General features: G+C 58.2%; 6 protein-coding genes and 1 pseudogene. 3 read left to right on the top strand and 4 right to left on the bottom strand.

Annotated elements, in window-relative coordinates; translation table 11 throughout:
- The 3 genes and pseudogenes from AC1DRJ_RS17990 to AC1DRJ_RS17980 all read right to left on the bottom strand — a co-directional run.
- A pseudogene (locus tag AC1DRJ_RS17990) lies at positions 1-420 on the bottom strand (MFS transporter); the annotation flags it as partial.
- The gene (locus AC1DRJ_RS17985; protein ID WP_477803347.1) at positions 417-959 is read right to left on the bottom strand and encodes a rhodanese-like domain-containing protein; all 543 of its coding nucleotides are present in this window, start codon (positions 957-959) and stop codon (positions 417-419) included. The pseudogene AC1DRJ_RS17990 and the gene AC1DRJ_RS17985, both read right to left, overlap by 4 nt.
- 1 nt (position 960) lies before the next feature.
- A complete protein-coding gene (locus AC1DRJ_RS17980; RefSeq protein WP_477803346.1) occupies positions 961-1,152 on the bottom strand; it encodes a MoaD/ThiS family protein in 192 nt (63 codons plus the stop codon).
- A gap of 130 nt (positions 1,153-1,282) precedes the next feature.
- Between AC1DRJ_RS17980 and AC1DRJ_RS17975 the strand changes: the two genes are divergently transcribed.
- The 3 genes from AC1DRJ_RS17975 (at position 1,283) to AC1DRJ_RS17965 (ending at position 5,034) form a co-directional block, all read left to right on the top strand.
- Positions 1,283-2,185, top strand: coding sequence for a LysR family transcriptional regulator (locus AC1DRJ_RS17975; protein ID WP_477803345.1), 903 nt, complete (start codon positions 1,283-1,285; stop codon positions 2,183-2,185).
- A gap of 130 nt (positions 2,186-2,315) precedes the next feature.
- Entirely contained in the window at positions 2,316-2,942 is a 627-nt protein-coding gene (locus tag AC1DRJ_RS17970; protein ID WP_477803344.1) for a glutathione S-transferase family protein, read from the top strand.
- A 61-nt stretch (positions 2,943-3,003) separates the two neighbouring features.
- Positions 3,004-5,034 (top strand): 2Fe-2S iron-sulfur cluster-binding protein, encoded by a 2,031-nt coding sequence (locus AC1DRJ_RS17965; RefSeq protein ID WP_477803343.1) that lies wholly within the window; start codon positions 3,004-3,006, stop codon positions 5,032-5,034.
- 125 nt (positions 5,035-5,159) lie between these two features.
- Here the strand turns inward: AC1DRJ_RS17965 and AC1DRJ_RS17960 are convergent.
- The coding region (locus AC1DRJ_RS17960) for a glycosyltransferase (protein ID WP_477803342.1) at positions 5,160-5,738 on the bottom strand (579 nt) is incomplete at its 5' end.

Below are 5,738 nucleotides of genomic sequence, written 5' to 3'. Positions count from 1 at the left end.
GTCTGCGAACAGTGGAATGATCGACGCCTGGAGAGGGTCGCGCACGCCGACGATCGCACTGCTAATCATCATCAACGCGCCCACCGTCCAGGGATTGAACGACCCCATGGCGGACAGCACCACCATCAATAGCGCTGTCAGCAGGCTGATCCATGAGGCCAGCTTGATGATCAGGATTTTGTTGTACTTATCCCCCAGCCATCCCAACAAGGGTTTGGCTAATACCTCCGCCGCAATAGAACAGGCAATCATGTTGGCGAAGTAGAGCGCAGAGCCTGTTTCCTGCAAGGCCCACCAAGCCACCGCCAATTGATTGCACCGTCCCCCCAGAACCATCAGCAAAAAGCTGAATTGCACTTTCAGCAAGCGTCGGTCGATGTCGGGAAATCCCCACGTAATACCTGAAAAATTTGGACTCATTGATGTGCCTTTGATCCAGATAGGGCTACAGCACAAGCAGGGGGTGTTAAAGAAACTACGAGACGACGTTCATCAGGGTAGATCGCCATATATTGCTCGATCCCACCCTCAAGGTTATAGAGTTCCGCTTCCTGGTTGACGCTGCGAACTGCCAGTAGGGCAGACTTGCTCCTGAGGCCGGATTTGCAATAGAAAGCGATAGGGTGGGTGGTTACGAGCTCTTCCTGCCGCTTGATGATGTCTTTGAGCGGAATCAGTTCGCCGCCTAGCGAATCTTGCTTTTGCTCGCTGACATCGCGCACATCGACCAATTGAAATGGCGCTTGTGTCGCTATCCAGTGATGCAGTGTGTCGGGTGACAGCCAGTCGCTGTCGCGCCATGCAGGAGTAGTCGCGGCGCCAAGAGTTCTCGCAGGGGGCCGGCTCCGTGTTTTTTTGTTGATGCTCAACAAATGGAAGGTGTTGTCCAGGCAGTCGATAGACAACAATTGTCCGCTCAATGGGTAACGGGAGGTGTCCGTCTTCAGGTCGCATTGCATGTCAACCACCTGCCACGGCGTTGATCAGAATCAATTGAGCGTTACTGTCCAAAGGACAACGGCGGTCATGCTCACTGGTCACGGGCACGCCGTCGACGAACAGTCCTACGAACGGCAGCGGGTACAGGTCCTCAGAGAAGACCGGGCCAATCAGATCGGGAAATCGTTCGGTCAGGTTGCTCAGTACTGCCATAAGTCATCCTTGAACGGTGTCAGTTATCAGGTCGCTGGAAAACGCTTCCAGCCTGGATCCCTTGGAATCAGGATCAACCTACAGGAAGCTGCTGCGGCGACGATTTTTGATTTTTAATGAGGGCACGCCCATGGACCGATTCCAGGAAATGCAGGTCTTCGCCGCCGTCGCCCAGGAGCAAGGCTTCTCGGCGGCGGCACGGCGCTTGGGGATGTCGGCGGCCAGTGTCACCCGGGCGGTGGCAGCGCTAGAAAAGCGCATTGGCACACTATTGCTGACGCGCACGACCCGCAGCGTGCATTTGAGCGAGGCGGGGCAGCGTTATCTGGAGGATTGTCGGAGGATTCTTGCCGAAGTGCAGGAAGCGGAGGATTCGGCGGCGGGTAGTCATGCCCAACCTCGTGGGCAACTGACGATCACCGCGCCAGTTTTGTTCGGTGAGATGTTTGTCACGCCGTTGATGGTCGGTTATCTCACGCAATTTCCTGAAGTCAGCATCAATGCATTATTGATCGACCGTATTGTAAGCATGGTCGAGGAGGGCATTGATGTGGCGGTGCGTATCGGTGAGCTGCCTGACAGCAATCAACATGCGATTCGCGTGGGCGAGGTGCGGTGGGTGGTCTGCGCTTCCCCGGCGTTTTTGGCGGGCCGCGGCAGGCCAAGGCACCCGAATGAGCTCAGTGGTGCCCCGATCGTTGCAACATCGGCCATTGGGCAGCACAAAACCTGGCCATTCCTTGTAGAGCATGAGCTGCTGAATGTTCGCCCGGAACCGCGTCTGGTGGTCACCGCCAATCAGGCGGCCATCACGGCGGCATGCCTGGGGCTGGGATTCACCCGGGTCCTGTCTTATCAAGTGGCGAGCAAGGTGGCCGCCGGTGAGCTGGAGATCGTTCTGGCTGACGTCGAGCTGCCTCCGTTGCCCATTCATGTGATGTACCAGGGGGGCCGCAAGGCGCCCGCGCGAGTCCGCAGTTTTGTCGACTTCACAGTGAAGGCATTAAGAGAGCATCCGGCCCTGTGCGGGTGATGGGTTATTTCGCTGGATGAAATAATGGATTGCGTTTGTTGGTTATTCTGATGTTTTGGTTGCGGGTGGAAGATAGCGCCCCTCGGTGCTGATCTTTCCTGAATGGCGCCACCACCCAGCGGAGTCGACCATGCAAGCGATCAAACTCTACAACTTCCCTCGTTCCGGCCATGCTCACCGTGTGGAACTGATGTTGTCGTTGCTGCAATTACCGACCGAGCTGATCCTGGTCGATTTGGCCAAGGGTGAGCACAAGCGACCGGGCTTTCTGGCGCTCAATGCGTTTGGTCAGGTTCCGGTGCTTGATGATCAAGGCGTGGTGTTGGCCGATTCCAACGCGATCCTGGTGTATCTGGCGCAGAAATATGGCAATGGCCGCTGGCTACCTACCGATCCAGTTGCAGCTGCAAAGGTTCAGCGGTGGTTGTCCGTTGCCGCCGGGCCAATTGCTTTTGGCCCGGCCAGGGCGCGGCTGATCACGGTGTTTGGTGCGCCTTACAACGCTGAAGAGGTCATCGATTACTCCCACACCGTGCTCAAAGTGATCGATCAAGAGTTGGCCACAACGCCGTACCTGGCTGGCGCCGAGCCTACCATCGCCGAYGTGGCCGCCTACAGCTACATCGCCCATGCGCCGGAAGGCAATGTGTCGTTGGACGACTACGCCAATATCCGCGCCTGGCTGGCCCGCATTGAGGCCTTGCCAGGGTTTGTCGGCATGCCGCGCACCGTGGCGGGTCTGCAAAAAACAGCCTGATACGACGGCCCGACATGATCGGGCCGTTCACTGTGCGCGATGGGCGCAGGGGAGAGCCGTTATGGAACATTCACCATGGCACGCCGGCGAGAAACAGCTGCAGGCTCATGTGGGCGTTGCCGAGCGAATGGAGGCGTTCGGTCGTAGGGTGATTCGCAATCAGATGCCGGACCAGCACCGCGCGTTCTATCAGCAACTGCCGTTCATGCTGTACGGCGCCGTAGATGTTGATGGCAACCCTTGGGCCAGCATTCTTGAAGGACCACCAGGTTTCGCTCATTCTCCCGATCCTTCGCGGCTGCAGTTCGACTGTTTGCCGAGTGCCGATGACCCCGCTCAACTGCGAAACGGGGACGCCATCGGACTACTCGGTATCGAGTTGCACACCCGACGTCGCAACCGCCTCAATGGTCGAGTCGGCAGCATGACGGCCGGTGGATTCGGCGTGACGGTGGAGCAATCCTTCGGCAATTGCCCGCAATACATTCAATTGCGCCAGTTTCRCTCGGTACCTTTGGCGGACCCTGCGAACCGCGTCGCACAGCATTTTAATGAATTGGATGGCGCGGCCAGAGCCATGATCATCGAGGCGGACACGTTCTTTGTCGCCAGCTACGTGGACGTCGATGGCCAGCGTTCGGTGGATGTTTCTCACCGGGGCGGGCAGGCCGGTTTCGTACAGGTAGAGGGCAATCGCCTGACCATTCCGGATTTCGCCGGTAACCTGCATTTCAACACTCTGGGCAATCTGCTGATCAATCCTCGTGCCGGTTTGTTGTTCATCGACTTCAATTCAGGGGACCTGCTGCACCTCAGCGGGCGCACCGAGATCATCCTCGATGGCCCGCAAATCGACGCCTTTCAAGGCGCTGAGCGGCTGTGGAACTTCGAGGTTGAGCGCGTGGTCCGCCGACCTGCCGCGCTGGCCTTGCGTTGGCGCTTTGACGGCATGTCGCCCACCAGTCTGCTGACTGGCAGTTGGGCGCAGGCCTCAGCGCGTCTGCAAGCCAAGGCCTTGGGTGATCACTGGCGGTCGCTGCGGGTGGCGCGTATCGAGCAGGAAAGCCAAAACATCCGTTCTTTCTATCTGGAGCCTGCCGATGGCGCCGGGCTGCCGGTGTTTCAGGCCGGACAGCATTTGCCTCTGCGGTTCAACATTGCTGGTGACGTACATATCCGCACGTACAGCCTGTCGAGTGCACCGTCTGATGATTTTTTCCGTATCAGCGTGAAGCGTGACGGGTTGGTGTCATCGCACTTGCATGAGCGGATTCGTGTCGGTGATGTGCTGGAGGCCCGCGCGCCTCAAGGGCATTTCACGGTGGCACCGCACGAGCGGCGTCCGTTGGTATTGCTGGCTGCTGGCGTTGGCATTACGCCGCTGCTATCGATGGTGCGTGAGGTGGTTTACCAAGGCCTGCGCACACGGAGCATCCGCCCGACCTGGTTCTTCCAGAGTTCGCGAACCTTGGCCGACCAACCGTTTCACCCGGAACTGAACCGCTTGCTCGACGGGCTCGGCGAAGCAGTGCACGTCTGGCGTTTGCTCAGTCAGCCGGAGCCCGATGCACGCGAAGGGGAAGATTTCGACCTGACCGGGAGGATCGATGTCGACCTGCTCAAGAGCATGCTTGAGGTGGAGGACTACGATCAGCTGGATTTTGTCCTCTGCGGTCCAGGCAGTTTTACCCAAGCGATGTACGACAGACTGCGTGAGATGGACATCCGTGATTCGAGGATTTACGCCGAGACCTTTGGCCCGTCGACGTTGCGCCGGATACCTGACCCGGATGCCGTTCGCATCGAGCAAGCACCGGCAGCCACGACATCGGTGCCGGTGGTGTTCGAGCGTTCGGCCAAAGAGGCGCGCTGGAAGCCCGATAGCGGCAGTTTGTTGGAATTGGCCGAAAGCCGTGGTTTGCGCCCGGAGTTCAGTTGCCGCGGCGGATCCTGTGGGACCTGCAAGACCCGCCTTATAAGTGGGACAGTGACTTATCCACAGGTGCCGGCAGAAGTGCCCGAAGCAGGAGAAGTGCTGATCTGTTGTGCGGTGCCGGCGCAAGGTTCGCAGCCGTTGGTGCTGGATCTGTAACCCATCCGGAAAACACAGAAAATCCCCTGTAGGAGTGAGCCTGCTCGCGATAGCTGTCTGACATTCACATTGATGTCGACTGATACACCGCGATCGCGAGCAGGCTCACTCCTACAGGAAAGCGGTTACGCGTAAGACAGAGACTTTTCTTCCAGCAGCTCTTCGTATAACTCGGTCCACTTGCGGCCCATCTCGTCAGCTGTGAATAATTGCCGATAACGCGCCTCGGCCTTCACGCCCATTTGCGCCGCACGCGTCGGGTTTTCCCACAGCGTGCGCATTGCTTCACGGAAGGCCTGTGGATGACTTGGAGGGACTACCAGCCCGGTTTCGTTGTGAATGTTGATGTAGCTGGTGCCGGTGCCGATCTCGCTGGAAATCATAGGTTTGCCGTACATCGCACCTTCCAGCAGCGAAATACCGAACGCTTCGGAGCGCAGGTGGGACGGGAACACGATGGCGTAGCTCAGTTGCAACAGTGCGACTTTGTCTTCGTCGCCCAGGCGTCCGAGGAAGTGAATGTTGCGCAAGCCCAATGCCGCCGCCTGGGCATGGAGTTCTGCTTCCAGTGGGCCGGCACCGACTATCACCGTGGGGTAATCCAGGTCCTTCAAGGCGTCGAGCAGGATGTGCAAACCTTTGTAGTAACGCATCACCCCTACAAACAGAAAAAACTTATCCCCAAGTTTCTGCCGCCAGTGGGT

This window comes from Pseudomonas sp. P5_B2 (assembly GCF_056400445.1).
The sequence above is the reverse complement of the archived record's forward strand: the minus strand, read 5'-3'. Positions and strand labels throughout refer to the sequence as shown.

Coding starts and splice junctions, on each gene's coding strand:
- AC1DRJ_RS17980 (WP_477803346.1), bottom strand. CDS start 1,152: ATGGCAGTACTGAGCAACCTGACCGAACGATTTCCCGATCTGATTGGC.
- AC1DRJ_RS17975 (WP_477803345.1), top strand. CDS start 1,283: ATGGACCGATTCCAGGAAATGCAGGTCTTCGCCGCCGTCGCCCAGGAG.
- AC1DRJ_RS17985 (WP_477803347.1), bottom strand. CDS start 959: ATGCAATGCGACCTGAAGACGGACACCTCCCGTTACCCATTGAGCGGA.